Raw genomic sequence first — 26,590 nt, forward strand, 5'->3', positions numbered from 1 at the left:
CGACCCCTTCGCAAGGTGGGCAGTTGCCCGGTGGTTCATGAGCGCTTGGGCACATGGACGGTGTATGCCGCTGCCGTTCGGGGCGGCACAGCAGTTGTGAGGTACGCCGAGCTGAGTTGTGCAGCAGCAGGTTGCCGAGTCAGTTCAGCGATTGCCGGTAGCTGTTCACCCGGCATGCGCAGATGAGCGCTGAGGCGACTGCGCGAGCTTCAGCGTTGCTCGCTCTGCGGCGTGACGCGTAGCACTTCCTCGATAGTGGTCAGCCCGGCCGCGACCTTCTGTGCGCCGGACAGGCGCAGGCTGCGCATGCCGTCCTTGAAGGCGGCGCGGCGCAAGGCGGAGAGATCGGTATCGGCGTTGATCAGCGGCTTGATCGTATCGTTGAGCAGCATGATCTCGTACACCCCGGCGCGTCCCCGGTAGCCGGTTTCGCGGCATTCCAGACAGCCGACGGCATGGTGCGCCTGAGTCGGCAGTGGCGAGCTCCAGGGGCGCGTCAGGCCGCTCCAGGTGTCTTCGTCCAGTTGTACCGGCGCCTTGCAGTGCGGGCACAGGGTGCGCACCAGGCGTTGGGCCATGACGCCGAGAATGGTCGCCTTGAGCAGGTAATGCGGCACGCCCAGTTCCAGCAGGCGGGTGATGGCACTGGGGGCGTCGTTGGTGTGCAGGGTGGAGAGCACCAGGTGGCCGGTCAGCGCGGCCTGGATCGCCATTTCTGCGGTTTCCAGGTCGCGGATCTCACCGACCATGATGATGTCCGGGTCCTGACGCATCAGGGCACGCACGCCGCTGGCGAAATTCAGGTCGATATTGTGCTGCACCTGCATCTGGTTGAAGGCGCCCTCGATCATTTCGATTGGGTCCTCGATGGTGCAGACGTTCACCTCCTCGGTCGCCAGTTGCTTGAGGGTGGTGTAGAGCGTGGTGGTCTTGCCCGAGCCGGTGGGGCCGGTGACCAGGATGATGCCGTTGGGCTGGCTGGTCATGCTTGCCCAGCGGCGCAGGTCTTCGGGGGAAAAGCCGAGTTGGTCCGGGCTTTTCAGCAGCACTTCCGGGTCAAAGATACGCATCACCATCTTCTCGCCGAAGGCGGTGGGCAGGGTGGAAAGACGCAACTCCACTTCGCTGCCATCCGGGGTCTTGGTCTTGACCCGGCCGTCCTGTGGTTTGCGTTTCTCGGCGATGTTCATGCGGCCGAGGTTCTTCAGGCGGCTGACCACCGCCATGGTGACCTGCGCAGGGAACTGGTAGACGGTGTGCAGCACGCCATCGATGCGAAAGCGCACCGTGCCCTGCTCGCGACGGGGCTCGATGTGGATATCGCTGGCGCGCTGCTGGAAGGCGTACTGGAACAGCCAGTCGACGATATTGACGATGTGTGCGTCGTTGGCGTCGGGCTCCTGATCCTGAGCGCCGAGGCTGAGCAGTTGCTCGAAATTGCCGACGCCGCTGATCTTCTGGTCGGTGGCGTTGGCTCCGCTGACCGAGCGGGCCAGGCGATAGAACTCGGTGGTGAAGCGCTGGATGTCGCTGGGGTTGGCCACCACGCGCTTGATCCGGCGTTTGAGCACATGCACCAGGTTGGCTTCCCAGCTGTGTACCAGAGGCTGGCTGCTGGCGATGGTCACACTCTCGCTGTCCACTGCCACTGCAAGGATCTTGTGGCGTTGGGCGAAGGCGTAGGACATCAGTGGGGTGATGGCCGGTACGTCGATCTTCAGCGGATCGATGCGCAGATACGGCTGGCCGGCGAAATTGGCCAGCCAGACGGTGAGAATCTCCAGGTCGAGCTTCTTGCCCGGGCGCGACAGATCGTCGACCTGCTGCGCGGCGAGAAACTCCAGTGGGTGCTGGGTGTTGTTCAGCGAGCTGCGACGAATCGCCAGGCATTGCTCGGCTACATCCTGTTCGACCCGGCCTTGGGCCACCAGCTCGCGCAGCAGGTCGCCGAGATCCAGTACACGGTCGGGTGCGGTAGCGGTGAAGGCGGACATGCGGGTTCCTCGGGATCGGCCTGAACAAGGGTAGCAGGCCGTTTTCCAACGACCTTCTCAGCCTCGCTAGGATGCCCGAAAAGCGCTGTAAGGGCGAAGGGCCCGACGTGACCGAGCGCCCGCTTCAGGCCACCTCCGTCACCAGGTTGTGATCCAGGCGCTGCCAGCTCACCTCCCAGACGCAGACCAGGCCGCGCAGCTTCTGTGCCAATACGCCCGCACGATGCAGCGAGATACCGGGCAGGCGCAGGCTGATATGCAGGTCATCCTGCAGGCGCTGCATGTGCAGCGCTTCAGGCAGCAATTGCAGTTGGGCGAACAGGCCGAGCAGGCGGCACATGACATCCGCCTCGGCGTCGGTGCGCAGCTGGTATTCGACGCAGGCGTCGGGACGATCCTGCCAGGGATCGCGGCGATTGGGGGCGAGGGCAAACGCAGTGGTATCAGGCATGGTGGCGGCTCGGGCAGGTTTTGCCTAAGTTTCCGCCTTGTTCCGGCAAAAGTTCTGCCTTGTTTTCTGTGTTAATCGCGTTTCTCTGGATAGACTTGCCTGGATATTAGGCTAATGAGGAATTTTTATGTCTGTCGCTCTGGATTCATACGATCAACGCATTCTTGCCCTGCTGCAGGAGGATGCCGGGCTTTCCACTGCCGAGATTGCCGAGCGCATCGGACTGTCGCAGTCGCCCTGCTGGCGCCGTATCCAGCGGCTCAAGGAGGAAGGGGTTATCCGCAAGCAGGTGACGCTGCTCGATCGCAAGCGCATCGGCCTGCACACGCAGGTGTTCGCCCAGGTCAAGCTCAACGCCCATGGTCGCTCCAACCTGACCGAGTTCGCCGAAGCGATGCGCGAGTTTCCCGAGGTGTTGGAGTGTCATGTGCTGATGGGCGCCGTGGACTTCATGCTGCGCATCGTCACGCGCGATATCGAGGCTTATGAGCGTTTCTTCTTCGAGAAGCTGTCGCTGGTGCCCGGCATCCAGGAGGTGAACTCCATCGTCGCGTTATCGGAGATCAAGTCCACCACCGTTTTGCCGCTTGCTTAGGGTTTCACCACCATGGGCTCGCTCTGCTGCTGCGCCCGCTTGCCTGGCGGTGTCAGGCCCATGGATACATAGATGCTGGTCAGCTGATCCACGCCCATGTCGGCTGGACGTATCCATTGCTCCGGTACGTAGAGCAGGCCGCCACCGACGGGAATCGGCGCGGTGGGAATGAGGATGGCGCAGTAGGCGCGACCTTCCAGCTCGACGCTTTCCGAACTCGGGCGCAGGGCGAGCACGGCAGCACCATCGCCACCGAAGAAGCACCAGACCGGGGCCATGGTGGTGATGTCCGGGTTCTTGCTCTTGTCCAGCAAGCCAACGAAACGATCGGCCAGGTTGTAGAAATTGCCGATCAGCGGGGTGCGGCGCAGCGTGTGGTCGAACAGCCAGGCCAGGGGGCGACGCAGGCCCAGTTGCACGGCCAGACCCAGTGGGTAGAGGCTGGCCAGCAGCACCAGGCTGCCCAGCAGGTAAGCCATGTAGCCGTTGCTGGAAAAGGGCTGGCCGAGCGCCGCGAACAATTGGCCGATCAGGGTCGAGGGGCCGACCAGGCGATTGAGCAGGCTGAATATCCAGGCGAGCAGCGCCAGGGTTAGCACCAGCGGAAGTAACGCCAGCAGGCCGGTCAGCCAGGTGGTCACGATGGATTTCAGGCTGCGTCTGATCATGCCGCGATTTCCTTGATGAATGTGCCGGGGAACTTTACGCCAGGACGTTCTGTACTGGGCAGTCATCTCTGCTGCGTGAGTGGGAAAATGGCGACAACACTTTTCCTCGGACTGCCTGGTTTTCATGACGTGCAAAAAAAAGCCCGGCACTGAGGCCGGGCTTAGCAGGTACACAAGGTACCGAAGTAGCGTCTTTGCGTTGAGCGCTTACATCCCCAGCCAGTTCGGCAGGGCCATGGACACGGCCGGGATGTAGGTGATCACCATGAGGAAGCTGATCAGCATCATCAGCCACGGCAGCGCCGCGCGGATCACCGCGGTCAGCGGCATGCCGGTCACCGCCGAGGTGACGAACAGGTTCAGTCCCACCGGTGGTGTGATCAGGCCGATCTCCATGTTCACCACCATGATGATGCCCAGGTGGATCGGGTCGATGCCCAGCTGCATGGCGATCGGGAACAGGATCGGCGCCAGGATCAGGATGATCGCCGACGGCTCCATGAAGGCACCGGCGATCAGCAGCACGATGTTCACCACCAGCAGGAACTGCCACGGCTGCAGGCCCAGCTCCACCACCCAGGCGGTGATCTGCTGCGGGATCTGCTCGGTGGTCAGCACGTGGGCGAAGAGCATGGCGTTGGCGATGATGAACATCAGCATGATGGTCAGCTTGCCGGACTCCAGCAGCACCTTCGGGCACTCGCGGATCTTCAGGTCCTTGTACACGAACAGGGCGACGAAGCCGGCGTACACCGCGGCCACGGCCGCTGCCTCGGTCGGGGTGAACATGCCGGTGTAGATACCACCGAGGATGATCACCATCAGCAGCAGGCCCCAGAACGCTTCACGGGCGGAACGCAGCCACTCGCGGAAGCTGGCGCGCGGCAGGGCCGGCAGCTTCTTGATGCGCGCGACGATGTAGATCGCCACCATCAGCACCAGGCCGAGCAGCAGGCCCGGCACCACACCGGCCATGAACAGCTTGCCCACCGACTGCTCGGTGGCAGCGGCGTACACCACCATCACGATCGACGGCGGAATCAGGATGCCCAGGGTACCGGCGTTACACACGATACCGGCGCCGAAGGCCTGCGGATAACCGGAACGCACCATGCCGGCGATGGCGATGGAGCCCACCGCCGCTACGGTGGCCGGCGAGGAACCGGACAGCGCGGCGAACAGCATGCACGCCAGTACTGCACCAATGGCCAGGCCGCCACGGATGTGGCCGACGCAGGCGTTGGCGAAGTCGATCAGGCGGCGGGCCACGCCGCCGGTGGTCATGAAGGCGCCCGACAGCAGGAAGAACGGAATCGCCAGCAGGGTGTAGTGCTCGGAGGTCTCGAACAGCTTGATCGCCAGCGAGCGCACCGAGTCGGGGCTGAACAGCATGATGGTGATCGAACCGGCCAGGCCGAGCGACGCGGCGATCGGCACGCCGATGAACATCAGCAGGAACAACAGCAGGAAGAGGAACAGAACGGTCATTGCTTGGGCTCCTCGTGCTCATTGATCTTCAGCGCATCGGCGGCTTCGTCCGCCAGGCCCAGGCCGGTCTGCTCGTTGCGCAGGATGCGCACGAGGATTTCCGTGAAGCGGATGAACACCATGGCGTAGCCGAACGGCACGATCATGCCGATATGCCATTGCTGGATGCCGTAGTGGCCGAGGTCCTCGGCACCGATACCGGCGACGAACAGGGTGTGTACCCAGTCGAAGCTGCCGACCGCGATCAGGCCGGCGTAACCCAGGCAGCACAGGCAGGCGATGACGCCGATGATGCGCTGAATGCCGCGTGGGGCGAGCTTGACCAGGGCGTCGACGCCGATGTGGCCGGCGGTGCGCACGCCATAGGCCAGGCCGAAGAAGATCAGCCAGCCGAACAGGGCCTTGGTCAGCGCGTTGCTCCAGGTCATGGCCTGGGCAAGGTCGAGAATGAAGTCGCCGATACCGAGCAGAAACTCGTTACCGCCGAGATGGTCACCCAGCCAGTAGAACAGGGTGTAGAAGTTGTTGAGGATCACGTAGACGAACGTGATCAGCGTCATGGCTGCCAGGAGAAAGGCGATGAAGCCTTCCTCGAAGTGCTCCCAGACGCGCCGCAAGGCGTTCATGGTGGGATCTCCCGAATGGAAAGGGCGTAGGGTGGGACGATACCGGCCCACCGGTCACAGCATGGGACGACGCCCGTCGCGGGCGTCGTGGTGGGTCAGAGCGACGACGCTCTGCCCACCCTACGGCTCTCCGGCCTTATTGCTGGTTGGCTGCTTGTGCGGCCTTGATCAGATCAGGACCGATCTCACCTTCGAACTTCTTCCACACCGGCTGCATGGCGGCACGCCATTCGTTGCGCTGCTCCGGAGTCAGGGTCAGAATTTCGGTGGTGCCAGCGTCGATGATGCGCTGCTTGTCACCTTCGTTGAGGGCGTCAGCCTGCTTGTTCACCTCGACGGTGACCTCGGCAACGATCTTGTTCAGCTCGTCACGAACGTCAGCCGGCAGACCGTCCCAGAACTTGGTGTTGGTGATCAGCATGTAGTCCAGCAGGCCATGGTTGGACTCGGTGATGTACTTCTGTACTTCGTTCATCTTCTGGCTGTAGATGTTCGAGTACGGGTTCTCGGCACCGTTGACCACGCCAGTCTGCAGGCCCTGGTAAACCTCGGCGAAGCTCATCTTGCGCGGGTTGGCGCGCACGGCCTTGAACTGCTCTTCCAGTACGGCGGAAGCCTGTACGCGGAATTTCAGGCCACGGGCGTCCTTCGGCTCCAGCAGGGCCTTGTTGGCGGACAGCTGCTTGAGGCCGTTGTGCCAGTAGGCCAGGCCGGTGATGCCCTTGTCGGTCATGGAGGTCAGCAGTTTCTGGCCTTCCGGACCTTTCTGGAAGCGATCGACCGCCGCCATGTTATCGAACAGGAAGGGCAGGTCGAATACCTGCAGTTGCTTGGTGTAATGCTCGAACTTGGCCAGGGACGGGGCAATGATCTGCACGTCACCGAGCAGCAGTGCTTCCATTTCCTTGCCGTCACCGAACAGCGAGGAGTTCGGGTAAACCTCGACCTTGACCTTGTCGCCCAGGCGCTGTTCAGCCAGTTGCTTGAACAGCATGGCACCCTGACCTTTCGGGGTGTGCTCGGCAACCACGTGGGAGAATTTGATGACGATCGGATCGGCAGCGTGAACCACGCCAGCGATGGACAGGGACAGAGCGCAAGCCAGCGCCTTGGCAGTCAGTTTGAACATGCGGATGCTTCCTCTTGTTGTGTTTATCGCATTTGCGCCGAAGGCGCTGATGACGAACGGACAAGAGCAAGTCTAGGCGGCTTGGAGAAAAAACGCCGGGTGGCATTAGCGACGCCTGGACTTGTACTTGTGGGTTCGCTTGAGGTTAGCCTAGAGCAACCCTTGTGCCAGTCTGCCAAGTGCTGCCCCTATGTATCGCGCAAAGGCCCATGGCTGCTGGCTTTATTGATTTTCTGGCGGGGCCCGGAGAGCGTCCCCTGCGCGCTGGTGAGCGTTCTGGAAGGGGTGGAGCTGGCGGTTTGCCGCCAGTCAGTCGAAGTCCTCTGGCGAGCTTCCGCCAGCGCCGGAGAAGTTCAGCCCGTGTTTGCGCAATTTGTCATGCAGGGTCTTGCGCGGTATGCCCAGTGCTTCAGCCAGGCTGCGCAGCGAGCCGTGTGGACGGCTCAGTTCGGCAGCGATAAGGGCGCGCTCGAAGGCTTCGACCTGTTCGCTCAGCCCGCCATTGACCGGTGGCAGGCTCGGCGCGTTGCTGTCGAGAGCCAGCTCCAGGCCGAGTGCGAAACGTTCGGCAGCGTTCTGCAGTTCGCGCACGTTGCCCGGCCAGGGGTGACGCAGCAGCAAAGCACGTTGTCCTGGCTGGAGCTCGCGGGGTGCCAGGGTGTGGCGGGCCGCCGCCGCATCGGCGAAATGCTGGAATAGCTGCAGGGCGTCCTCGCCGCGTTCACGCAATGGCGGAATGGATAGCGGCGCGACGTTGAGGCGGTAGTAGAGGTCGGCGCGGAAACGCCCGGCATCGGCGGCCTGGCGCAGGTCTTCCTTGGTCGCGGCGATGACGCGGATATCCAGCGGAATCAGCTGATTGCCACCGAGGCGTTCGACCACGCGTTCCTGCAGCAGGCGCAGCAGTTTGACCTGCACGTCCATGCTCATGCTCTCGATCTCATCGAGAAACAGAGTGCCGCCGTTGGCGAACTCGAACTTGCCGATGCGGCGCTTCTGCGCGCCGGTGAAGGCGCCGGCCTCGTGGCCGAACAGCTCGCTCTCGACCACGGACTCCGCCAGTGCCCCGGCGTTGATGGCGACGAAGGGGCCATCGCGACGATTGGACAGGTCGTGCAGGGCGCGTGCGACCACCTCCTTGCCGGCACCTGTCTCGCCCAGAATCAGGACGTCGGTGGCGATACAGGCCAGTGCGCCGATCTGCTCGCGCAGACGCTGCATGGCGGGCGACTGACCAACCAGGCGGCTGGAGAGTTGCTGGCGGTCATTGAGCGCCATGCGCAGGCTGCGGTTGTCCAGTACCAGGCGGCGCAGCTCCAGTGCGCGGCGCACGCTGTCGAGCAGATCATCGTTGGCGAAAGGCTTTTCCAGGAAGTCGTAGGCGCCTGCGCGCATCGCCTGTACGGCCAGCGGCACGTCGCCGTGGCCGGTGATCAGCAGCACTGGCAGCTCGGTATCGCGCTCGCGCAGTTGCTGCAGCAGTTGCAGGCCGTCGATGCCCGGCATGCGGATATCGCTGACCACCACCCCTGGCCAGCCAGCGGGAATGCGTGCGGCCAGACCCTGCGCATCGCCCAGGCTGACGACCTTGAGTCCGGCCAGGTCGAGCGTCTGGCTGAGTGCCTGGCGCAGATGGGCGTCGTCGTCGATCAGCAGTACCTGAACGCGGCTGTCGATGGCGCTGTCGCTGGTCATGGCGAAGGATCCTCTGAGGGTTGCAGGTTGATGCCGGGGCTGGCCAGGCGCAGGCGCAGGGTGATCAGCGCGCCGCCGGCCGGATGGTTTGCCAGTTGCAGTTCGCCGTCCAGCGCACGCACCAGACTATCGCAGATGGCCAGGCCCAGCCCCAGGCCCTGGGCACTGGTCTTGGTGGTGAAGAATGGCTCGCGCGCGCGCGCCAGCGATTCGGCAGAAAATCCGGGGCCATTGTCGCGAAGCAGCAGGATGAGGTGATCGGCCTGAAGCTCGATGCTGATCCAGATGCGTCGTGGCGGCGCCTTGTCTACCAGGGCGTCGAGGGCGTTGCCGAGCAGGTTGCCGAGCACCTGGCGCAGGCGCGTTTCGCCAGCCTGAACCCAGAGCGTGGCATCGGGCAGGTCACGAATCAGTTCCACGTCCATGGCCCGGCGGCGTTTGGCCAGCAGCGAGAGGGCGTCGTCCAGTGCCGGCTGCAGGGCAACCCGTTCCGGCGCGTGGCGGTCACGGCGGGCGAAGGCGCGCAGGTGCGCGATGATCGAGGCCATGCGCTCGGTCAACTCGCTGATCAGCTTGAGGTTGGCGCGAGCATCGTCGCTGCGCTGATGGTCGAGCAGGGTGCTGGCGTTCTCCGCGTAGCTACGGATCGCTCCCAGCGGTTGGTTGAGCTCATGGCTGATGCTGGCGCTCATGGTGCCAAGTGCCGAGAGTTTGCCAGCCTGGACCAGTTCATCCTGCGCGCGTACCAGTTCCTGCTGCGCATGCTCACGCTCGAGCACTTCCTGCTTGAGGCAGCTGTTGAGCAGCTCCAGGTCCTGTGTCCGCTCGGCCACGCGCTGCTCCAGTTCGGCCTTGGCGCGGGCATCTAGGGCGATGCGTTCGAGGTAGTGGCGGCGGCGCAGTATCAGCAGGCCAAGCAGTAGCAGCAGTGCCAGCAAGGCAGCTGCGCCCACGGCCACGGCGCTGCGCACTGGGCGGTCGAGCAGGATGCGCGGAGCGAGAATGCTCACTGTCCAGCCAGTTTCGTCCAGGGTACGGCTTTGCGTCAGCCAGGCGTTGGGATCGAGATCGAGTCGGGGCGGAGCCTGGGTCGGGTAGGGCTGGTTGGCGGCAATGGCCGATTGTTCGACGCGGTCCAGTGGCCGGCTGGCGTGGAAGCGCCAATCCGGGCGCGAGGTGAGGATCACCACGCCGTTGGTATCGGTGACCAGCAATTGCTCGGGAGTGTTGCCCCACAGCGTTTCGGTATGGTCGAGGTCGACCTTGACCACCAGTGCGCCGATGTTGTGTTCATTCTCGCGTACTGGATAGGCGAAGTAGTAGCCGCGTTTGCCGGACGTTGTGCCCAGGCCGAAGAAGCGGCCCAGGCGCCCCGCCAGCGCTTCACGGAAGTAGGGGCGGAAAGCGAAATTGCCGGCGACGAAGCTGTCGGGTTTGTCCCAATTGGAGGCGGCCAGGGTGATGCCCTGCGGGTTCATCAGGTAAATCACGTTGGCGCCGGTCTGGTTTTTCACGCGGGCCAGCAGGCGGTTGGCGTCATTCAGTGTGGCAGGGTCTTCTGGGGCATCCAGGGCGGCGCGCAGACCAGGAAGATCGCCGAGAATCTGCGGCAGGACCTCATAGCGGCGTAGTGTGCCGAGCAGGTTGGCAACATACAGATCGAGAGTTTGTCGGTTCTGCTCGATCAGCACCTTGCGGTAATAGCTCTCGGCCAGGAAGTGGACAGGCCATAGTAGCGGGGCAAGCAGCAGCGCCAGCAGCACAAGGCTGCGCCAGCGAAGGCGGCGGGGGTGGGGAGTGCTGGGCATGGGTTCGACTGCTGAAGGTGTTGTAAAACGGTCGATGCAGGTTACGCGACGTGGCCAATACTGTAACGTAGCGCCGCCGCCAGGTGCGCGATTTTAAGCAGGTGAACGCCATCTGTTAGCCGGCGTGAATTCCGGGTGGCTCAGGGGCCTGGGCTGGTGCCATCCGTTGTACTCCTCAAGGACGATTTATCCATATTGTCTTTCTGGAGCGCGTCCATGCTTTCACAACTGACCGTTCGCATGCGTTTGATGTTGCTGGCCCTGCTGCCGCTGGTGGTGCTGGTACTGGTGATTGGCATGGCGGTGAACAACGCCAGCCGGCTGAACCAGAGTTTCGAGGAGCTGTTCAAGGACCGCATGCAGCCGGTCAGCCAGCTCAAGGTGTTCTCCGACGCCTACGCGGTGACCATCGTCGACGCCCTGCACAAATACCGCGCCGAACTCTTCGACGAGGCCAAGTTGCGCGAAGCGCTGGCATCTGCCCGTCAGCGCGGCGACCAGGCCTGGAAGGCTTATCTGGCAACCGATCTGACTCAGGACGAAAAGGCCAGGGTCGAGCGGGTGCGCGTCGACCTGCAGCGGGTGCAGCAACTGGTGGACCAGTACAAGGGCAAGCTCGATGGCGGCCAACTGCGGACGATGGAGGCGCGTAGCTTCAACCGTGAGCTGTACGACACCTTCGATCCGCTCGGAAGCGAGTTGTCTGACCTGATCGCCCTGCAGCTCAGCGAAGGCGAGAAGCTCGGCGCGCGTACCGCTGAGCTCTACGCGTCGATGCGCAATCTCTTCATCGGCATCGGGGTGGTCGCGTCACTTCTGGTGCTGGCGGTGACGCTGCTGATCGGCTTGTCCATCATTCGCCCGCTGTTTGCCCTGCGCGATCTGATCAGCAAGGTGCAGCAGAGCTCCAACCTGACGCTGCGGGGCGATGTCGACGGACGGGACGAAGTGGCTGACACCGCGCGAGCCTTCAATACCCTGCTCGAACATCAGCAAAGCCTGATCCGCCATCTGACTGATACCGCGACCCAGCTCGCCACGTCGGCGGAGGAGATGAGCGCGATCAGCACGCAGGCGAGCCGGGCGGCGACCAGTCAGGGCGACCAGACCAATATGGTCGCCACTGCTGTGCACGAGATGAGCGTCGCGGTGCAGGAAGTGGCGCAGAACGCACAAAGCATGGCGGGCGCCGCCGCCGATGCCAATCGTGAGGCCCGCCAGGGGCGCGATCTGGTGCAGGCCAACCTGAGTGCCATTCGCGAGTTGTCCTCATCGGTTGAGCAAGCGGCCAAGGTCATCGACAACCTGCACGGCCAGAGCGATGAAATTAGCAAGGTGCTCGGGGTGATCCAGAGCATCGCCGAGCAGACCAACCTGCTGGCACTGAATGCCGCGATCGAGGCGGCGCGCGCGGGAGAGGCCGGGCGTGGTTTTGCCGTGGTTGCCGACGAGGTGCGTAGCCTGGCCAGCAACACCCAGCAGGCCACCGAGTCGATTCGCAGCATGATCGACGGCCTGCAGAGCGGTGCGCGCAGCGCGGTCAGCGCCATGCGGCAGTCGCGCGAACAGGCGCAGAGCAGTGTCGGTCATGCCCGTGAGGCCGAGGAGGTGCTCAATCACATTGCCCTGACTATTGAAACCATCGCTGACGGCAATGTGCAGATCTCGGCAGCCACCGAAGAACAGACCGCGGTGGCGAGCGAGATCAGCCAGAATATCAACGGCCTCAACGACAGCATCAGTGAGGTGGTCAGTGGTGCCGAGCAGAGTTCGCTGGCTAGTCGTGATCTCGCTCAGCTTGCCAGTGGTCTACAGCAGCAGATTCAGCGCTTCACCGCCTGAGGCGTCTCGTCCAGGCACTGCTGCAGCGCCTCTTGCCAGTCCGGCAGGCGAATCTGCCACTCCTCTTCCAGGCGCGCACCGTCCAGGCGGGAATTGAGTGGGCGTTGCGCCGGTGTCGGGTACTCGCTGCTAGGGATCGGGCGTAGCCGGGCGCAAGGTTTGCCGGCGGCGCGCAGGTGCTCCGCGATGGCGCTGGCGAAGCCGAACCAGCTGGTTTCGCCCTGGCAGGTCAGATGGTAGGTGCCCCAGCGGTGGCGCCCTTGCTGCCACTTGTCGATCAGCTCGGCGGTGGCGTTGGCGATGCTGCCGGCCCAGGTTGGGGCGCCGATCTGGTCGTCAACCACGCTGAGCTCCTCGCGCTCCTGCAGCAGGCGCTGCATGGTCAAGAGGAAGTTGCGCCCGTGCTGCGAGTAGACCCAGCTGGTACGCAGGATCAGGTGATCGCAGCCACTGATGCGCAGCGCCTGCTCTCCGGCCACCTTGCTGGCACCGTAGACGCCCAGTGGGCGTGGCGTATCGGCTTCGCGATAGGGCGTCTGCTTGCTGCCATCGAAGATGTAATCGGTGGAGTAGTGAATCAGCGGAATGTCCAGCTCGAAGCAGGCATCGGCCATGGCGCCCGGCGCCTCGGCGTTGATGGCGAAGGCCAGTTCGCGCTCCTGTTCGGCCTGGTCGACTGCGGTGTAGGCCGCGGCGTTGATCACCAGCGCCGGACGCTCACGGAGGATGACCTCGCTCAGGCTCTGCGGACGCGCCAGGTCAAACTGTTCACGCCCCAGGCTGAGCAGTTCGTGTTCGCCCAGTGCCCGCTGCAGCTCACGGGCGACCTGGCCGGTGTGACCTGTAATCAGAATCTTCATGCAAAGGTCTCGGCTTCGTTCAGGTTCAGGCCCTGTTGATCCTTGGCCGACAGCTGAGGTTCCAGGCCGTCCAGTGGCCAGTCGATTGCCAACTGCGCGTCATCCCAGCGGATACACCGTTCGTGCGCTGGCGCGTAGTAGTCAGTGGTCTTGTAGAGGAATTCGGCGTGTTCGCTGAGCACCAGGAAACCATGCGCGAAACCTTCGGGCACCCAGAGCTGACGCTTGTTTTCGGCCGACAGATGGACGCCGACCCATTTGCCGAAATTCGCTGAGCCGCGGCGTACGTCGACGGCCACGTCGTAAACTTCGCCAGCACTGACCCGGACCAGCTTGCCCTGAGCCTGCTGCAGTTGGTAATGCAGGCCGCGCAGTACGCCGCGCGCGGAGCGCGAGTGGTTGTCCTGCACGAACTCGCGGGATACCCCGGTGGCTTCGGCAAAGCGCCGTGCATTGAAGCTCTCGTAGAAGAAGCCGCGCTCGTCACCGAATATCTGGGGTTCGAGAATCAGTACTTCCGGCAGTGCCGTTGCGATGACTTTCACAGCGATTCCTCCGCCAGCTTGAACAGGTACTGGCCATAGCCGGTCTTGCCCAGCGCCTTGGCGCAGGCGAGCAGTTGCTCACGGTCGATCCAGCCTTGCTGGTACGCGATCTCCTCGAGGCAGGCGACCTTCAGGCCCTGGCGCTTTTCCACCGTCTGCACGTAATGCGAGGCATCCAGCAGACTGTCGTGGGTGCCGGTATCGAGCCAGGCGAAGCCGCGGCCGAAGCGCTCGACGCGCAGATCGCCGCGTGCCAGGTAGGCATTGTTCACGTCGGTAATTTCCAACTCGCCGCGCGGCGAGGGTTTGACCGCCTTGGCGATCTGTACCACGTCGTTGTCGTAGAAATACAGGCCAGTCACGGCAAAGCTGGACTTGGGTTTGGCCGGCTTTTCCTCGATCGACAGCGCGTTGCCTGCGGCATCGAATTCGACCACGCCAAAACGCTCGGGATCGCTGACCCAGTAGCCGAAGACCGTGGCGCCGCTGTCGTGGCTGGCAGCGCGCAGCAGTTTCTCGGTGAAGTGCTGACCATGGAAAATGTTGTCGCCGAGGATCAGGCACACCGAGTCATTGCCAATGAACGACTCACCGATCAGGAAGGCCTGTGCCAGACCGTCGGGCGAGGGTTGCTCGGCATACTGCAGTTCGATGCCGAACTGGCTGCCGTCACCGAGCATCTTGCGAAAGTTGGGCAGGTCTTCGGGGGTGGAGATGATCAGAATCTCGCGAATGCCGGCCAGCATCAGCACCGACAGCGGATAGTAGATCATCGGCTTGTCATAGATCGGCAGCAGCTGCTTGGACACGCCGAGGGTGATGGGGTGCAGGCGAGTGCCGGAGCCGCCGGCGAGGATGATGCCTTTCATTGTTCCTGCTCCTTAGAGTGCGCCGAGTCGCTGGCCTTGATAGCTGCCATCCTGCACGCGGCCGCACCAGTCGAGGTTGTCCAGATACCACTGCACGGTCTTGCGCAGCCCGCTTTCGAAGGTTTCCTGCGGCACCCAGCCCAATTCGCGCTCGATCTTGCTGGCGTCGATGGCATAGCGCAGGTCATGACCCGGACGGTCCTGCACGTAGGTGATCAGCTCCTCGTAGCGGGTGATCCCGGCCGGCTTCTGCGGCGCCAGCTCTTCCAGCAGGGCGCAGATGGCTTTCACCACGTCGAGGTTCTTCTGCTCGTTGTGTCCACCAATGTTGTAGGTCTCGCCCACCTTGCCTGCGCTGACCACCTTGAGTAGCGCGCGCGCGTGGTCTTCCACGTACAGCCAGTCGCGTACCTGCTGGCCGTTGCCATATACCGGCAGCGGCTTGCCCGCGAGGGCGTTGAGGATCATCAGTGGGATCAGCTTCTCGGGGAAATGGTACGGCCCATAGTTGTTCGAGCAGTTGGTGATCAGCACCGGCAGACCATAGGTGCGTTGCCAGGCGCGTACCAGATGATCGGACGCCGCCTTGCTCGCTGAGTACGGTGAGCTTGGGGCGTAGGGGGTGGTTTCGCTGAACAGATCATCGACACCGTGCAGGTCGCCGTACACCTCGTCGGTGGAAATGTGGTGGAAGCGAAAGGCTGCCTTGCGCTCTGCATCCAGACCCAGCCAATAGGCGCGGGTGCTTTCCAGAAGGCTGTAGGTGCCGACGATATTGGTCTGGATGAAGGCGGCCGGGCCGTCGATGGAGCGATCGACATGAGACTCGGCGGCCAGGTGCATGATGGCGTCGGGCTGGAACTCGGCCAGGGCCGTGGTTACGCGCTCGCTGTCGGCGATGTCGGCGTGGAGGAAACGGTAGCGCGGACTGTCGGCGACCGGCGTGAGCGACTCCAGGTTGCCGGCATAGGTCAGCTTGTCGAGGTTGAGTACCTCGTGCTCGGTGTTCTGAAGCAGATGACGAATCAGAGCCGAACCGATGAAGCCGGCGCCGCCGGTGATAAGGATGCGCATCTGTTCATAACCTCGCAATGTAACCTTTCGCCATACCCACGATCCGAGTGCGGTAAGTGCAATGAACAAGCGACGGATATGGACAGTGCAAAAACAAAAAGGCCTGCATGAAAGCAGGCCTTAGATATTAGATGGTGCCGGCACCAGGAGTCGAACCCGGGACCTACTGATTACAAGTCAGTTGCTCTACCAGCTGAGCTATACCGGCACTGAAGGGCCGCCATTATATCCATTCGTCGGCCTGAGTAAAGCCACCTTCGAGCCAGGTTTTTTCAGGCTCGGCTATCAGTGGCTTCTGGCTTATGCACAAAGAGAAGGCATAAGCGACAGCCACGCACCGACGCTGTGCGATTCATCACGATTTTTTTGCAAGTCGTTGTTTTTTCAGGTGCTTAGGTGGCTGTTCGAAAAATAGCCAGATGTCTACAGGGCAATTCCCGGCTGGCTTTGGCGCATTTGCCCAGAAAGGATCAACAGAGTTATCCACAGCTTCTGTGTGCAACTCAGGCGCGCTCCGCCAGCAGCAACAGGTTGCGTGGGCTCAGTTGGTAATCGCAGAAGGTGCCCAGTTTCACGCTGTAACCCTTTTCCTGCAGATACAGGGCGCGGTCCAGCAGCAGCCAGAGTTCCAGCGGCCGGCGGAACAGGTTGCGCAGCAACTCCAGGTTTCGCACTTCGGCCAGGCGCCGCCAGCCGCGAGCTTCCAGCTCCGGCCAGTTCTGCTCTCCGGGCGATGGTACGGCACGTAGCGCGGCGAGGTCATGGCAGAAGCTGGCGAAGGGTTTGCTGAACCAGTCGCTGGGCAGCGATGGCGTTGGCAGGTATTCATCGATGCCACGTAGCTGGCGTTGCAGCAGGTCGAACGCCAGACGCCAGGCCATCGACTGGTTGCGTTGTCTGCGCACGCGAGCGCCAGCCGTGACGGTCTCGCTCAGTGGGAGGCCAAGGTCGTCGCGTGACAGCCGCAAGGCGGAGGTTTGTGCGGCAGCCGAGAGCGGTTGGTACTGCAGGCCGGCGATGCGGTTGTAGCAGCAGGGGGCGACTGCCAGCTGGGTACAGCCTTTCTGGCTGGCCAGTTGCAGCAGGCGTACATGTAGATCACCGCAGGCGTGCAGGGCGACGGGAGTGTGCTCTTGCTGCAGGCGCTCGCAGCAATCATCGGCCAGTACATCCTGTTGCAGATGCTGGGCATTCAGCCCCGAGCGTTCGCTCAGCGCGCGACCTGACTCGATCAGCGCCGGGTCGTGCTCCAGGCAGGTCAGCTGCTGATCGTCACTGGTCAGCCAGCGGCCCAGATGGCCTTTGCCGGAACACCAGTCGAGCCAATGCACGGGGCGTTGGCGAAACTCCAGATGACCGGCAAATGCCTGGATCTGCGCCAGCTTCCTGCCAGGCACGTCGACACTCAGGGCGTGCTCGCGCACCGGGCTGTTGATGCCTGGCAGTTGCTGCACATGGCTGAGCGCCTGTGCGGCCTGTGCCAGTTCGGGGAAGGGCGCTGGTGCCGCGAGGGCGAAGAGGTTGCTGTCGCCGCTCTCGGCTTCCTCCAGCGAGCGGCTTCTGAGCCAGGCGCAGAGTTCGGGCAGTTCGCTCGCCCATGGCAGTTGCAGATGGTGGAACGGCCGTGGGCGCCAGAGCGCCTGATGATGCAGGAGAAAGTCATCCAGTGCCTGGAAGCGAGCGAGCAGGCCGCCTGAGGTGAGGATGGGCGTGGACATGGTTTATATGACAGGCAGAGCGGGCCGCCGAGACGGCCCGATTGTCTTAACGGCCCTGGCAGGCGTCGACACGCAGCCAGCGCTCCAGGCGACGGAACAGTAGGGTCAGCACCAAGGTGATGAGCAGGTAGAAGAGACCTGCGTAGCAGAAGAACAGCATGTACTGGTAGTTCTTCGCCGCAATGGTTTTGGCCATACCCATCAAGTCATAGAGCGTCACGGTATAAACCACGGCGCTGGCCTTGAGCATGAGGATGACTTCGTTGCTGTAAGCCGGCAGGGCGATGCGTGTGGCGCGTGGCAGGATGATGAACAGTAGCGCCTGCTTGCGTGACATGCCCAGCGAACGTGCGGCTTCTACCTCGCCTTTTGGGATCGCATGGATGGCACCACGCAGGATTTCGGCGATATAGGCTGCCGTGTGCAGCGACATGGCCAGCAGGGTGCAGAAGAACGGGTCACGCAGATAGGGCCAGAGCATGCTCTTGCGCACGCCCTCGAACTGCGCCAGCCCGTAGTACACCAGCGCCAGTTGCAGCAGCAGCGGCGTGCCGCGGAAGAAGAAGATGTAGCCGTAAGGTACGGCGCGCACGTACCAGTGCCGGGAGGCGCGGGCGATACCCAGCGGCACCGCCAGAATCAGGCCGATGATGGCCGAAAGCCCCAGCAGTTCGAGGGTGAGCAGGGCGCCCTCGAGCATCTTGGGCGTCCATTTGGCGAGCAGTTCCCACTCGCTCATAGCTCGTTCCTCGTGAAGCCCTGGCTCACGCGTTTTTCCGCCAGGTGCATGATGGTCATGGCCACGACGGTGAGACTCAGGTAGATGAGCGCTGCTGCCAGGTAGAAGGTGAACGGCTCCTTGGTGGCGTTGGAGGCGATGCTGGCCTTGCGCATGATTTCATCGAGGGAAATCAGCGAAACCAGCGCGGTGTCCTTGAGCAGTACCAGGTACAGGTTGCCGAGGCCAGGCAGCGCGATGCGCCAGACCTGCGGCAGGATGATGCGCCAGAAGATGCGCATCGATGACAAACCAAGCGTCTGACCCGCTTCGCGATGCCCCTTGGGGATGGCCAATAGTGCGCCGCGCAGGACTTCGGTCGCGTAGGCACCGAAGCAAAGGGCCAGGGCGCAGGTACCGGCGGCGAAGGGCGAAAGCGCCAGGTCAGGGTAGCCGAACAGGCTGCCGATGGCATTCAGACCGCTGACCGTGCCGAAATAGACCATCAGTACCCAGAGTGTCTCGGGAACGCCGCGCACGACCGTGGTATAGAACGTGCCCAGTGCGCGCAGGATGGCAAAACGAGACGTCTTGGCAACGGCGCCCAGCAAGCCCAACAGCAGACCCACTGACACGGCGGCCAGCGAGAGCTTTATGGTCATGAGCGTGCCTTCGGCAAGCTGGTTGCCGAAGCCATGCAGGTCGAGAATCATGGTCTTGTTTTTCTAACTCAGTGCAATGGCGCCCCGGGGCGGGGCGCCTGGTACGCATCAATAGATGCTGAACGGGAAGTACTTGTCGTTGATCTGCTTGTAGGTGCCGTCGGCGACGATTTCCTTCAGAGCCGCGTTGAGCTTCTCGCGCAGCGGATCGTTCTTGCGCACGGCAATGCCGATCTTGTCGTTGTCGAAGACGGGCTCGCCCTTGAACTCGAAGTCCTTGCCGGCATCGCTCTTGAGCCATTCCCAGTTGACGAACTTGTCGGCCAGTACGCCATCGACGCGACCGGAGGACAGATCCAGATAGGCGTTTTCCTGGGTGTCGTAGAGCTTGATGTCGACGACGCCATCGAGGTTCTCTTCCAGCCAGGTGCCGGCGATGGTCGAGCGTTGGGCGCCGATTACCTTGTCTTTGAGACTGTCTTTATCGGTTTTGAAGTCAGCGCCTTTGGGGGCGATGAACTGCAGCTTGTTGGTGTAGTACGGATCGGTGAAGTCCACGGCCTGCTTGCGCTCGTCGGTGATCGACATCGACGCGATCAGGAAGTCGAACTTCTTGGCGTTGAGGGCCGGGATGATGCCGTCCCAGTCGGAGGTGACCACTTCGCACTCGGCTTTCATCTTGGCGCACAGCGCCTGGCCGATTTCCACGTCGAAGCCGGTGACCTTGCCGCTGGCGTCGATCAGGTTGAAGGGTGGGTAGGCGCCTTCGGTGCCGAGTTTCAGTTTGTCAGCGGCGACAGCGCTGGTGCCAAAAGCCAGGGTAGCGGCCGCGGCCAGCAGGATCTTCTTATAGTTCTGCATGAATGTTGCTCCGTGTTAGCGATTGCTGGACATGAATTGTTTACAGCGTGCCGAATTCGGGTTGTCGAACACCTGGGCAGGTGGCCCCTGTTCCTCGACCAGCCCCTGGTGGAGGAACACCACCTCGCTGGATACCTGGCGAGCGAAACTCATTTCATGGGTCACCAGCAGCATGGTGCGACCCTCGTCGGCAAGTGCGCGAATCACATTAAGCACTTCTTGTACCATCTCCGGGTCGAGGGCCGAAGTTGGCTCATCGAACAGGATCACCTTCGGCTGCATGGCCAGGGTGCGGGCGATAGCCGCGCGTTGCTGCTGGCCGCCGGATAGCTGGTTGGGATAAACGTGACGTTTGTCGGCGATGCCGACCTTGGCCAGCAGCGCTTCGGCCACCTCGATGGCCTCGGCCTTGCTCTGGCCGAGTACCCGGCGTGGCGCCTCGATGATGTTGTCGAGCACGCTCATGTGCGGCCACAGGTTGAAATTCTGGAAGACGAAGCCGATCTCGCTGCGCAGGCGGTTGATCTGCCTGTTATCGGCAGCAACCAGATCGCCGTTCTTCGCGGCCTTGAGCTTGAGCTCCTCGCCAGCGACGAAAATCTGACCCTTGTGTGGGTTTTCCAGCAGATTGATGCAGCGCAGGAAGGTGGACTTACCGGAGCCGGAGGAGCCGAGAATGGAGATGACGTCGCCGTCTTTGGCCGTCAGGGAAATACCCTTGAGCACTTCGAGATCGCCGTAGCGTTTGTGCAGGTTGCGGATTTCCAGCGCGGGCGTCGCCTCGGCCATGGGGTGGTGTCCTCGTCTTCTTCGAATGCACTCCGGCGTACGGCGGGCCGTCCTGGCTGGCGGCCAAGCTAGCATAGCGTTTCCGTGACCGCCAAGCCGTTTGCCGGGCGATAGAGGGTGGCTGGGTAGTGGGTGTCGCCTGGTTGCAGTTGCTTGTCGCGCAGGCGAAACAATGGCACGAGAAAAACGCTGGAGGCAGAAAGCAAAAAGCCCCAGCACATGGCTGAGGCTCTTTGTCGTATATCAGTGGTGCCCAGGGACGGAATCGAACCGCCGACACGGGGATTTTCAATCCCCTGCTCTACCAACTGAGCTACCTGGGCCAACGGGGCGCTATTAGACGGATTTGAAGGATCAGTGTCAAGCGTGAGTTTGAAAAATATTTAATTATTTCGGGCGCTTAGGTTCGTGAGCAGGAAAAACGGAGAGGGTGGGCCGGGTGATGCGGCTCAAGTCCCTCCCGCAGGCATGCTTATTCGCTTGGCGGTACGTAGCCTTCGGCCTGGGCGTATTCCTCGCCGGAGAGGAACTTGTCCATCTCGGCCTGGAGGAACTTGCGATCCTCGGCGTTCATCATGTTCAGGCGACGCTCGTTGATCAGCATGGTCTGGTGCTTCTGCCACTCGTCCCAGGCCTGCTTGGATACGTTGGTGAAGATGTCTTCACCCTTGGGGCCGGGGTAGGGCGCGCGATCCAGGCCGGGCAGTTCCTGTTTGTATTTGCGGCACTGTACGGTGCGGGTCATGTCGGTTCTCCAGCGGTAATGACTTGCGCCGCGCGTTTGAGCAGCTTCTTCACCGGGGCGGCGAGGCCCAGGCGCGGCGGGGTGGCGAGGTTATACCAGAGCCAGTCGGCCTCGGCCACGCGACCGGGCTGTTCGGTAGCTTCGATCAGCCAGGGTTCGATGGCCAGTTGGAAGTGGCTGAAGGTGTGGCTCAGGCCTTCCAGCTCACGGCGTTCGCCGAGGCTCAGTTTTTGCTGCTGGGCGAGGTCTGCGAGCTGATCGAGGTCGTCCAGCTCCGGCAGACTCCACAGTCCGCCCCAGAGCCCGGTAGAGGGGCGGCGATAGAGCAGGATGTCGCCAGCGTCATTGATCAGCAGCGGCATCAGGGTGCGTTTCTGCGGCAATGCTTTGCGCGGCTTGGGTATCGGGTAGCGAATCTCCAGGCCGAGCAGATGGGCCTGGCAGCCACTGCGCACCGGGCACAGCAGGCAGGTCGGTTTGCTGCGGGTGCAGAGGGTGGCGCCAAGATCCATCATCGCCTGGGTGTAGTGGTTGACTCGCTCGTGCGGGGTGAGGCGCTCGGCCACGTCCCACAGTTGCTTGGCCACCTTGGGCTCGCCCGGATAGCCCTCCTGCGCCACGTAGCGCGCCAGCACGCGCTTGACGTTGCCGTCCAGGATCGACGCACGCAGGCCCATGCTCAGGCTGGCGATGGCACCGGCGGTGGAGCGGCCGATGCCGGGCAACTCCGCGAGAGCCTCGACGCTGCGCGGAAATTCGCCGCCGTGCTCGCGCATGATGATCTGCGCGGTCTTCTGCAGGTTGCGGGCGCGGGTGTAGTAGCCCAGGCCCGTCCACAGGTGCAGCACTTCGTCCTCGGGCGCTTCGGCCAGGTCCTTCACGGTCGGCAGCGCGGCCATGAAGCGGTCGAAGTAGCCGAGCACGGTGCTGACCTGGGTCTGCTGCAGCATGATCTCCGAAACCCAGACTCGGTACGGGGTGATGTTCTGCTGCCAGGGCAGATCCTTGCGTCCGTGCTGGTCGTACCAGGCCAGCACGGCGCCGTTGAACTGCTCCGGGCTCATCGGTTGAACAGGCCCTTGAGTGCGTCTTTCAGTTCCGGGCTGACCTTGTCGCCGAGCTTTTCTTCGAGCTTCTCGGTCAGCTTGTTGCCGGCCAGGCGCGCTGCGATCTTGCCCAGGCCGTCCTGATCCAGGCGGCAGGCCTTGGCGCCGAGTTCCAGCGGGCCGCGGCAGCGCAGCGGCCACTCGATGCCGACATAGCGCTCGTTGACCTGGCAGGCCGGGTCGGGCATTTCACGCTTGTCGCCCTCGATGGTGATGCCGACCTTGTAGTCGAGGCCGAGCACGCGCAGGTCGAGGTCACCGTTGCCGCTGACCGCCAGGCCTGGAACCTGAGCCTTGAGGTCAGGGTTGTGCGCCACGCCATCGCGCACGCTGAGGCTGCCCGTGAGTTCGCGGAAGGGCGTGTCCTTGCCGGTTGGCGGGTTGCTCAGGGACTTGCGGTTGAGGGTGGCGATGCCACGGCACAGTTGCTGTTCGAGGTTGGCATCGACCAGAACACCATCGTTGAGCACGAAGCTGGCGTTGCCGTTGAGCGCTTCGATCCACTCCTTCTGGCTGTTGCCGCGAGTGTTGAACTTGGCATCGAGGTCGAGCAGGCCCTTGATCGGCGAGGGCTGGTCGTCCTTCTTCAGCAGCGGTTCAAGCGGTATGCGGCTCAGGTGCTTCTCGACACTGAGCATCGGTTCGGCCTGGCGCACGTCGATGCGCCCGCTGCCGACGAAGCTGCCGCCCTGCATCTTGCCGCGCGCTTCTTCCAGGGTGATCAGGCCACCGCGGCCGTTGGCCTTGAGGGTGACATCGGTGAGCGGGTGCTTGTCGTAGCTGAGCTGGCCGAGGCTGAGCGCCAGTTGCAGGTCGAGTTTGCGCAGCTGATCCACCGGCAGCACTTTCTCGTTGCTCCAGGCCTGCTGGGTCGGTGCATTGGGCAGCGCGGTAGTGCCGTCCTTGCCGGCGTCAGCGATGCTTTCCTTGACCTCGGCCTTGCGCGCGGCTGCGGCACTGTTCTTGGCTTGCAGCGGCAGGTAGCGATCGAGGTCGAGCTTGTCGCCCTTGAGGTCGGCGCGCAGCGCCTGCTTGGTGAAGTCGGCCACGCCGATGTTGCCGGTGAAGGTGCTGCCGTCGAGCTTGAGGTTGAGCTCTTCAAACATCATGCCCTTGCTCGAGCCGTTCAGACGGCTGACCAGTTCGAACTGGCTAAGGGCATCGCCTGCCTGCATGGCGGGCAATTCGACGCCGATACCTTCGAGGAACTCGCGCAGATTGAGCGAGGCGATGGACAGCCCGCCGGAGATCTTGGCGTCCTGGTCCAGCTCGCGCGCCTTGATCTCGCCGAGGGCGCGCAACTGGTTGGCAGAGAGCTTGAGGCCGTTCCACTCGGCGATATTGGCGGCCTGGTCGAGCAGCAACTGGCCCTGGGCGGAGAAATTCAGGGTCTTGCCCTTGAGCGGCTCGCCGGACGCTTCGCCGGTCAGCTTCAGGTCTTCGAACTGGTAGCGCTTGAGGGCGCGGTCGAAACGCAGTTGGCCTTCCACTTCGCTGCGCGCCCGCAGCAGCGGCTGGTTGGTGCCGAAGAAGGCGCTGAACTTGACCGGGATGCTGGCGCCTTCACGAATCGCGCCGGTTTTCAGTTCGATGTTCTCGACGGTGAATTGCTGGCCTTTCTGCGCGTCGCTGTAGTCGACGCGCGAGTTGCTCAGGGTCAGGCTGTCGATGTCCAGTTTCAGCGGCTGGCCGGCCGGTTTTTCGCTCGGCTGGCTCGTCGGCGTGTCAGCGCTCGGTGCCGGCTCGCTGGGCGCTGGTTGTTCTGTGCTGGCCTGGGCCGGGCGGCCGACGCCTTCCCAGTTGCCATGGCCCTTGTCGTCGCGCTGCAGGTTGAGGTTGAGGCCATCGACGCGGATGTCGCTCATCTGCACTTCCTTGCGCAGCAGCGGCATCACGCGCACTGACAGGCCAATCATGCGCAGGTCGGCGAAGGGTTTGTCCGGGGTATCGGCGCTGGCCAGGGTGGCGTCGGTCAGCTCCAGGCCCAGCCAGGGGAACAGGCTCCAGCCAATATCGCCCTTGAGTTGCAGGTCGAGGTTGGCCTTGTCGTGGGCGATCTGGCGGATCTCGTCCTTGTAGTCGTTGGGGTCGAACAGGTGAGTCAGGGCGAACAGCAGCGCCACTACGATCAGCAGCAAGCCGAGAAAGAAAAGGCCCAGGATCTTGCCTAACGCTTTCATGGACGGGTCCTTGGTTTCGAGAGCAGGAATGGCGAGGTGCAGAAGACTGCCGATTATAGCGTCATGCTGCCCGGCTCAGACGCTTGATGATGGCAATGAGCAGGGATCGGCTCGAGCTTGGATCGGAATCACTGCGGGCGGTTCCCCTTGGCGGTGGCGCGTAATGAGCCTGCGGGTGGATCGAAGCCGTCTATCACGCCTCGGAGATGGGCTTGGGGATTTCTGCGGGAGCGGCAAAAAAATCTGCATGAATTGATAATAATTGACATCGCGCGCGGCGATTTTTCGCGGCTGGGTGCTACTCTCTGCAAGCTTTTGCCTGGGCGAGCTGAAGCGGTCGCTTTGGCTTGCTCATAACCAATAAGAAGAGACCACACCTATGACTGACGCCTTTGCATTGGGCGGTGTCGCGGCGAAGCCGGCATTCCTGTCCAAGGAACGCATCATCGCCCGTCCCGGCTTCAACCGTTGGCTGGTTCCGCCAGCCGCTCTCGCTATTCACCTGTGTATCGGTATGGCCTATGGCTTCTCGGTATTCTGGCTGCCCCTGTCCAAGGCGGTCGGTATCACTGCCGCCACGGCCTGCGCCCCGGAAATGGGCTTCTTCGAGCAGGTTTTCGCCAGTAACTGCGACTGGCAGATTTCCATGCTCGGCTGGATCTACACCCTGTTCTTCGTCTTCCTCGGCTGCTCGGCCGCCATCTGGGGTGGTTGGCTGGAGCATGCTGGCCCGCGCAAGGCCGGTGTCGTTTCGGCGCTGTGCTGGTGCGGCGGTCTGATGATTTCCGCGCTGGGTATCTATACCCACCAGATCTGGTTGCTGTGGCTGGGCTCGGGGGTGATCGGCGGTATTGGTCTGGGCCTGGGCTATATCTCGCCAGTCTCGACCCTGATCAAGTGGTTCCCGGACAAGCGCGGCATGGCCACCGGCATGGCGATCATGGGCTTCGGCGGTGGCGCGATGGTCGGTGCGCCGCTGGCAGCGATGCTGATGAACCACTTCGCAACCCCGGAAAGCGTCGGCGTGTGGCAGAGCTTCGCGGTCATGGCGGTGATCTACTTCATCTTCATGATGGGCGGTGCTCTGGCTTACCGCGTACCGCCGACCGGCTGGAAACCGGCCGGCTGGACTGCGCCGGCGGCCAAGTCCAACAACGCGATGATCACCAAGGGCCACGTGCACGTTGATACCGCGCTGAAGACTCCGCAATTCTGGCTGGTCTGGGCCGTACTGTGCCTGAACGTGTCGGCTGGCATCGGCATCATCGGCATGGCATCGCCGCTGCTGCAGGAGGTTTTCGCCGGCAAGCTGATCGGGGTCGACCTGGCGTTCAACCAGCTCAGCGGCGCGCAGCTGGCCGAGATCGCCGCCATCGCTGCCGGCTTTACCGGTCTGCTCAGTCTGTTCAACATCGGTGGCCGCTTCTTCTGGGCGTCCTGCTCGGACTTCATCGGTCGCAAGGGCACCTACTTCGTGTTCTTCGGCCTGGGCCTGGCGCTCTACGCCTCGGTGCCGATGCTGGGTCACCTGGGCAGCCTGGCGCTGTTCGTGCTGGCCTTCTGCATCATCCTGTCGATGTATGGCGGCGGCTTCGCCACTGTGCCGGCCTACCTGGCCGACCTGTTCGGCACGCAGATGGTCGGTGCGATCCACGGTCGCCTGCTGACCGCCTGGGCGGTCGCTGGCGTGCTCGGCCCGGTGCTGGTCAACTACCTGCGCGAGTATCAGCTGAGCATCGGTGTGGAGAAGGCCGCAGCCTACGACATCACCCTGTACATCCTCGCCGGCCTGCTGGTGCTGGGCTTCATCTGCAACGCCCTGGTGCGTCCGGTGGCGGCCAAGTACTTCATGAGCGAGGCCGAACTGGCTGCCGAGCGCGCCCATGGCGAGAAGTCGGCACCGGCTGCGAGCGAGCTGGAGTGGTCGGCTGACCCGTCGAGCAAGCCGCTGGTGATCGCTGCCTGGCTGGTGGTGGGCGTGCCGCTGGCCTGGGGTGTATGGATCACCCTGCAGAAGACTGTCGTACTGTTCCAGTAACGCCGAGCTGTTGCAAAAGCCCGCGCAGGCCTGGTGCCTGCGCGGGCTTTTTCGTTTCTGGCCGTTCGGCCATCGCCGGTAGCCGTTGCCGCCCCGGCACGCCTATAATGCTGGCCTTTTTCCGTTAGT

General features: G+C 62.9%; 23 protein-coding genes and 2 tRNA genes. 3 read left to right on the forward strand and 22 right to left on the reverse strand.

Features of this window, described 5'->3' with window-relative positions:
• Positions 1-209: 209 nt before the first annotated feature.
• On the reverse strand, positions 210-1,994 hold the full coding sequence (tfpB, locus tag ACN8M7_RS19330) for a type IV pilus assembly ATPase TfpB (protein ID WP_061237589.1): 1,785 nt from the start codon (positions 1,992-1,994) through the stop codon (positions 210-212).
• Between the two features lie 124 nt (positions 1,995-2,118).
• Positions 2,119-2,445 (reverse strand): ACT-like domain-containing protein, encoded by a 327-nt coding sequence (locus tag ACN8M7_RS19335; RefSeq protein ID WP_490261825.1) that lies wholly within the window; start codon positions 2,443-2,445, stop codon positions 2,119-2,121.
• 127 nt (positions 2,446-2,572) lie between these two features.
• On the opposite strand from ACN8M7_RS19335, the gene ACN8M7_RS19340 reads away from it, so the two are divergent.
• A complete protein-coding gene (locus tag ACN8M7_RS19340) occupies positions 2,573-3,040 on the forward strand; it encodes an Lrp/AsnC family transcriptional regulator (protein ID WP_490261826.1) in 468 nt (155 codons plus the stop codon).
• Here ACN8M7_RS19340 and ACN8M7_RS19345 read toward each other — a convergent pair.
• The 6 genes from ACN8M7_RS19345 to ACN8M7_RS19370 form a co-directional block, all read right to left on the reverse strand.
• Complete coding sequence (locus ACN8M7_RS19345) at positions 3,037-3,708, reverse strand: DUF502 domain-containing protein (protein WP_490261827.1); 672 nt, start codon at positions 3,706-3,708, stop codon at positions 3,037-3,039. The genes ACN8M7_RS19340 and ACN8M7_RS19345 overlap by 4 nt on opposite strands.
• Before the next feature lie 207 nt (positions 3,709-3,915).
• Entirely contained in the window at positions 3,916-5,196 is a 1,281-nt protein-coding gene (gene dctM, locus ACN8M7_RS19350) for a C4-dicarboxylate TRAP transporter large permease protein DctM (RefSeq protein WP_490261828.1), read from the reverse strand.
• Positions 5,193-5,822, reverse strand: coding sequence for a TRAP transporter small permease (locus ACN8M7_RS19355; RefSeq protein ID WP_490260814.1), 630 nt, complete (start codon positions 5,820-5,822; stop codon positions 5,193-5,195). Before ACN8M7_RS19355 ends, dctM begins: the two co-directional genes overlap by 4 nt.
• A gap of 136 nt (positions 5,823-5,958) precedes the next feature.
• Positions 5,959-6,951 (reverse strand): C4-dicarboxylate TRAP substrate-binding protein DctP, encoded by a 993-nt coding sequence (dctP, locus tag ACN8M7_RS19360; RefSeq protein WP_490261829.1) that lies wholly within the window; start codon positions 6,949-6,951, stop codon positions 5,959-5,961.
• Between the two features lie 309 nt (positions 6,952-7,260).
• Positions 7,261-8,646: a sigma-54-dependent transcriptional regulator gene (locus ACN8M7_RS19365; RefSeq protein ID WP_061240062.1), complete on the reverse strand. Its 1,386-nt coding sequence runs from the start codon at positions 8,644-8,646 to the stop codon at positions 7,261-7,263.
• Entirely contained in the window at positions 8,643-10,454 is a 1,812-nt protein-coding gene (locus ACN8M7_RS19370; protein ID WP_490261830.1) for a sensor histidine kinase, read from the reverse strand. The genes ACN8M7_RS19365 and ACN8M7_RS19370 overlap by 4 nt, the downstream gene beginning before the upstream one ends.
• 216 nt (positions 10,455-10,670) lie before the next feature.
• Between ACN8M7_RS19370 and ACN8M7_RS19375 the strand changes: the two genes are divergently transcribed.
• Positions 10,671-12,296, forward strand: coding sequence for a methyl-accepting chemotaxis protein (locus tag ACN8M7_RS19375; RefSeq protein WP_490261831.1), 1,626 nt, complete (start codon positions 10,671-10,673; stop codon positions 12,294-12,296).
• Here the strand turns inward: ACN8M7_RS19375 and rfbD are convergent.
• The 14 genes from rfbD to ACN8M7_RS19445 form a co-directional block, all read right to left on the reverse strand.
• On the reverse strand, positions 12,278-13,156 hold the full coding sequence (gene rfbD / locus ACN8M7_RS19380; RefSeq protein WP_490261832.1) for a dTDP-4-dehydrorhamnose reductase: 879 nt from the start codon (positions 13,154-13,156) through the stop codon (positions 12,278-12,280). The two genes, ACN8M7_RS19375 and rfbD, sit on opposite strands and share 19 nt — an antisense overlap.
• Positions 13,153-13,701, reverse strand: coding sequence for a dTDP-4-dehydrorhamnose 3,5-epimerase (rfbC, locus tag ACN8M7_RS19385; protein WP_490261833.1), 549 nt, complete (start codon positions 13,699-13,701; stop codon positions 13,153-13,155). The genes rfbD and rfbC overlap by 4 nt, the downstream gene beginning before the upstream one ends.
• On the reverse strand, positions 13,698-14,570 hold the full coding sequence (gene rfbA / locus ACN8M7_RS19390; RefSeq protein WP_061240071.1) for a glucose-1-phosphate thymidylyltransferase RfbA: 873 nt from the start codon (positions 14,568-14,570) through the stop codon (positions 13,698-13,700). The genes rfbC and rfbA overlap by 4 nt, the downstream gene beginning before the upstream one ends.
• A 12-nt stretch (positions 14,571-14,582) precedes the next feature.
• On the reverse strand, positions 14,583-15,644 hold the full coding sequence (gene rfbB, locus ACN8M7_RS19395) for a dTDP-glucose 4,6-dehydratase (RefSeq protein WP_490261834.1): 1,062 nt from the start codon (positions 15,642-15,644) through the stop codon (positions 14,583-14,585).
• A gap of 132 nt (positions 15,645-15,776) precedes the next feature.
• Positions 15,777-15,852, reverse strand: a tRNA-Thr gene (locus ACN8M7_RS19400).
• A gap of 295 nt (positions 15,853-16,147) precedes the next feature.
• Positions 16,148-17,362, reverse strand: coding sequence for a methyltransferase (locus ACN8M7_RS19405; RefSeq protein WP_490261835.1), 1,215 nt, complete (start codon positions 17,360-17,362; stop codon positions 16,148-16,150).
• 46 nt (positions 17,363-17,408) lie between these two features.
• A complete protein-coding gene (locus ACN8M7_RS19410) occupies positions 17,409-18,101 on the reverse strand; it encodes an ABC transporter permease (protein ID WP_490261836.1) in 693 nt (230 codons plus the stop codon).
• Positions 18,098-18,793 (reverse strand): ABC transporter permease, encoded by a 696-nt coding sequence (locus tag ACN8M7_RS19415; protein ID WP_490261837.1) that lies wholly within the window; start codon positions 18,791-18,793, stop codon positions 18,098-18,100. The genes ACN8M7_RS19410 and ACN8M7_RS19415 overlap by 4 nt, the downstream gene beginning before the upstream one ends.
• 57 nt (positions 18,794-18,850) lie before the next feature.
• Positions 18,851-19,603, reverse strand: a complete 753-nt coding sequence (locus ACN8M7_RS19420; protein ID WP_490261838.1) for an ABC transporter substrate-binding protein — start codon at positions 19,601-19,603, stop codon at positions 18,851-18,853.
• 15 nt (positions 19,604-19,618) lie between these two features.
• Positions 19,619-20,392: an ABC transporter ATP-binding protein gene (locus ACN8M7_RS19425; RefSeq protein ID WP_045735742.1), complete on the reverse strand. Its 774-nt coding sequence runs from the start codon at positions 20,390-20,392 to the stop codon at positions 19,619-19,621.
• 247 nt (positions 20,393-20,639) lie between these two features.
• A tRNA-Phe gene (locus ACN8M7_RS19430) sits at positions 20,640-20,715 on the reverse strand.
• Positions 20,716-20,864: 149 nt separating this feature from the next.
• Positions 20,865-21,137 (reverse strand): oxidative damage protection protein, encoded by a 273-nt coding sequence (locus ACN8M7_RS19435; RefSeq protein WP_021490485.1) that lies wholly within the window; start codon positions 21,135-21,137, stop codon positions 20,865-20,867.
• On the reverse strand, positions 21,134-22,201 hold the full coding sequence (gene mutY / locus ACN8M7_RS19440; protein ID WP_490261839.1) for an A/G-specific adenine glycosylase: 1,068 nt from the start codon (positions 22,199-22,201) through the stop codon (positions 21,134-21,136). The genes ACN8M7_RS19435 and mutY overlap by 4 nt, the downstream gene beginning before the upstream one ends.
• Entirely contained in the window at positions 22,198-24,423 is a 2,226-nt protein-coding gene (locus ACN8M7_RS19445; protein ID WP_490261840.1) for an AsmA family protein, read from the reverse strand. The genes mutY and ACN8M7_RS19445 overlap by 4 nt, the downstream gene beginning before the upstream one ends.
• A 379-nt stretch (positions 24,424-24,802) precedes the next feature.
• On the opposite strand from ACN8M7_RS19445, the gene ACN8M7_RS19450 reads away from it, so the two are divergent.
• Positions 24,803-26,461 (forward strand): OFA family MFS transporter, encoded by a 1,659-nt coding sequence (locus tag ACN8M7_RS19450; protein ID WP_490261841.1) that lies wholly within the window; start codon positions 24,803-24,805, stop codon positions 26,459-26,461.
• The last annotated feature ends 129 nt before the right edge of the window (positions 26,462-26,590 follow it).

The organism is Pseudomonas spartinae (genome assembly GCF_965197125.1).
Taxonomy (GTDB): domain Bacteria; phylum Pseudomonadota; class Gammaproteobacteria; order Pseudomonadales; family Pseudomonadaceae; genus Aquipseudomonas; species Aquipseudomonas composti_A.

Bases quoted from the DNA above. Each gene is read 5' to 3' on its own strand.
- tfpB (WP_061237589.1), bottom strand. From the start codon at position 1,994: ATGTCCGCCTTCACCGCTACCGCACCCGACCGTGTACTGGATCTCGGC.
- ACN8M7_RS19335 (WP_490261825.1), bottom strand. From the start codon at position 2,445: ATGCCTGATACCACTGCGTTTGCCCTCGCCCCCAATCGCCGCGATCCC.
- ACN8M7_RS19340 (WP_490261826.1), top strand. From the start codon at position 2,573: ATGTCTGTCGCTCTGGATTCATACGATCAACGCATTCTTGCCCTGCTG.
- ACN8M7_RS19345 (WP_490261827.1), bottom strand. From the start codon at position 3,708: ATGATCAGACGCAGCCTGAAATCCATCGTGACCACCTGGCTGACCGGC.
- dctM (WP_490261828.1), bottom strand. From the start codon at position 5,196: ATGACCGTTCTGTTCCTCTTCCTGCTGTTGTTCCTGCTGATGTTCATC.
- ACN8M7_RS19355 (WP_490260814.1), bottom strand. From the start codon at position 5,822: ATGAACGCCTTGCGGCGCGTCTGGGAGCACTTCGAGGAAGGCTTCATC.
- dctP (WP_490261829.1), bottom strand. From the start codon at position 6,951: ATGTTCAAACTGACTGCCAAGGCGCTGGCTTGCGCTCTGTCCCTGTCC.
- ACN8M7_RS19365 (WP_061240062.1), bottom strand. From the start codon at position 8,646: ATGACCAGCGACAGCGCCATCGACAGCCGCGTTCAGGTACTGCTGATC.
- ACN8M7_RS19370 (WP_490261830.1), bottom strand. From the start codon at position 10,454: ATGCCCAGCACTCCCCACCCCCGCCGCCTTCGCTGGCGCAGCCTTGTG.
- ACN8M7_RS19375 (WP_490261831.1), top strand. From the start codon at position 10,671: ATGCTTTCACAACTGACCGTTCGCATGCGTTTGATGTTGCTGGCCCTG.
- rfbD (WP_490261832.1), bottom strand. From the start codon at position 13,156: ATGAAGATTCTGATTACAGGTCACACCGGCCAGGTCGCCCGTGAGCTG.
- rfbA (WP_061240071.1), bottom strand. From the start codon at position 14,570: ATGAAAGGCATCATCCTCGCCGGCGGCTCCGGCACTCGCCTGCACCCC.
- rfbB (WP_490261834.1), bottom strand. From the start codon at position 15,644: ATGCGCATCCTTATCACCGGCGGCGCCGGCTTCATCGGTTCGGCTCTG.
- ACN8M7_RS19405 (WP_490261835.1), bottom strand. From the start codon at position 17,362: ATGTCCACGCCCATCCTCACCTCAGGCGGCCTGCTCGCTCGCTTCCAG.
- ACN8M7_RS19410 (WP_490261836.1), bottom strand. From the start codon at position 18,101: ATGAGCGAGTGGGAACTGCTCGCCAAATGGACGCCCAAGATGCTCGAG.
- ACN8M7_RS19415 (WP_490261837.1), bottom strand. From the start codon at position 18,793: ATGATTCTCGACCTGCATGGCTTCGGCAACCAGCTTGCCGAAGGCACG.
- ACN8M7_RS19420 (WP_490261838.1), bottom strand. From the start codon at position 19,603: ATGCAGAACTATAAGAAGATCCTGCTGGCCGCGGCCGCTACCCTGGCT.
- ACN8M7_RS19425 (WP_045735742.1), bottom strand. From the start codon at position 20,392: ATGGCCGAGGCGACGCCCGCGCTGGAAATCCGCAACCTGCACAAACGC.
- ACN8M7_RS19435 (WP_021490485.1), bottom strand. From the start codon at position 21,137: ATGACCCGCACCGTACAGTGCCGCAAATACAAACAGGAACTGCCCGGC.
- mutY (WP_490261839.1), bottom strand. From the start codon at position 22,201: ATGAGCCCGGAGCAGTTCAACGGCGCCGTGCTGGCCTGGTACGACCAG.
- ACN8M7_RS19445 (WP_490261840.1), bottom strand. From the start codon at position 24,423: ATGAAAGCGTTAGGCAAGATCCTGGGCCTTTTCTTTCTCGGCTTGCTG.
- ACN8M7_RS19450 (WP_490261841.1), top strand. From the start codon at position 24,803: ATGACTGACGCCTTTGCATTGGGCGGTGTCGCGGCGAAGCCGGCATTC.